At 38.3% G+C, this 2001-nt stretch carries 3 protein-coding genes; all 3 read right to left on the bottom strand.

The features are described 5' to 3' along the window. Positions 1-10: 10 nt before the first annotated feature. Entirely contained in the window at positions 11-361 is a 351-nt protein-coding gene (locus DNK84_RS13675) for a hypothetical protein (protein WP_119345013.1), read from the bottom strand. 48 nt (positions 362-409) lie between these two features. After that, the gene (locus DNK84_RS13670) at positions 410-1168 is read right to left on the bottom strand and encodes a hypothetical protein (protein ID WP_162902510.1); all 759 of its coding nucleotides are present in this window, start codon (positions 1166-1168) and stop codon (positions 410-412) included. After that, a partial coding sequence (locus DNK84_RS13665; protein WP_208123348.1) for a BNR-4 repeat-containing protein occupies positions 1146-2001 on the bottom strand: 856 nt, incomplete at its 5' end. The genes DNK84_RS13670 and DNK84_RS13665, both read right to left, overlap by 23 nt.

Here is a 2001-nt window from a genome sequence, read left to right as displayed (position 1 = left end):
TTAGATGCGTTTACCCTGCACTAATGGATAAGGTATTTGTATAAGTTCCTATATACTCTAAAGTACAGGTTGTCAGGGCATGATCCTCTTTATTTTCTGTTGAACAATGTGTCAGCGTCATGGTCCCCCAGGTACTTGTTATCATTGTATTAAGTGGAGATGTAATCGTGACAGTGTCACCAACGTTCGCGCCTAACAGCTCAGCATTCACACCAGCTAAATCTATTTGCTTATACCATTGCCCTTCCATATTGATAACAGTAGAAGCACTATTAGCAAGACCGTAAACTGGCAGAAATAATAAAGCAAAAGCCATAAACAGTGATTTGCAATAATGCCAGTATCGTATTTGTATGTCCATATTATCCTCCTGAAGTCAAAATTTTGTTCATATCCATATCATCCCAAATTAAAAACATTTGGTTGGGTTACTAACATCAACTCGATAAATATTCCACTGACCTGTTTTGCTATTCCAATAAACGCCACGATAAGTATGCGCTTCTTTTAGTGCACGTAAATCCCAACGCAAAATAGGCACAGAAATTTGGTATTTATGCATTGTCATACCATAGTCTGTAAAGCGATACCATTTGTTATAATCGATTAGGCTCATCACGCCATTATCCTGATCAGATAATGTAAAACACCGGCTGCACTGTTTATTATCAAAAATACGTTGACGTGTGCTCCAGGAGTCACCTTGAGCATAGCGATACCAAGTTTCCCCATCAATGCCAAAATAAATAGCAGGATTATTTTTAGCATCTAAAAGGATATTAGCATGCTCTGACATCGCAGCATTATAATAACCATCGATCACATCAGCCTGCGCACTGCCACTTGCAATGCGCATGGGAAGTGGTGAAATTGTTGCACTTGAGCGCTTTTTAAAGGTGTGTCCACCATCATCGGAGTATGCCGTAATAACATAGTTAAATATATTCGACGCATTATCTGCATTAATAGGCACGGTAATATACATTCGGTTATTTTTGTCAAATCGCATATCTGCTTTGTAACGCTGATATGAAGATCCATTTTCTCCACTGTTTTCCCAAATGATAACTTTATACTTACCATCATACTGCTCAGGCGCAAGCGCCCCCAAAGCTTGCCAGGTTTTGCTTTGCAAATCATAATGATTATAAACCAACGCCTCTACCACCTACTTGCCACCAGGGGCTTTTTGCCTGCACGCGAGACACCATATAAAGCTCACCATTATTATCAACCCGAAAAAAATTATAGGTAAATGCATTTCCAGGCATCGCATTTGGATATTCGACAAAGTTTGATACATCATATGGTTTTGCAGAGCGCCAATAATATAGCGATGAATTATGTGCGCCACCAGCAATGTGAATATAGCCTTGTTTATCTACTGCAATTGAAAACTCATTGTGCGCATCGTTATTCATGCTAACATCTGAATCCACATAATATTCTTCAACAAAACCATTAAAAATTTTACCTACTTTGACGTTAAATCCCGGGGTAATGTAGACAAAATAAATTACACCATCAACGGTTGTGACTGGTGTTGAAAAAGTATCTGAATACCAACCGGACACAGCTGTTGTTTGGTACTCATTAACAACTTGGAACTGATCCTTGGAAACATCATAGTCGCAGATTTGATCTATCTTAGGTGTTGTAATATTCAGCACATTTGAAACAGACCTATTACCACTTAAATCAACGGCTTTGATATAAATTTTATAATTATCGCCTGGCTTTAGTGTGTTGATAAGGTAAGATGTCCCTGAAAATGTTGTTATTAACTGATCGTTAAGAAAAACTTCATAACTAATTTCATCTTCCGGCGTTTGATCATCTGTCACTGCCTGCCAGTGAATTTCTACTTGGTTGCTCTTTAAATCAGTATAAGAGATACCTGGCACTTCTGGCGGTGTTGTATCTTTTTCAGGTGATTGACCATTTATGCTGCAGGAAAAACCATTAATCGCAAAATAATTTGGTGAGCCCATCCATCTAACT

It is taken from the genome of Facilibium subflavum, from assembly GCF_003574485.1.
Lineage (GTDB): Bacteria > Pseudomonadota > Gammaproteobacteria > Francisellales > Francisellaceae > Facilibium > Facilibium subflavum.
This window is presented reverse-complemented; position numbering and strand designations above follow the sequence as displayed.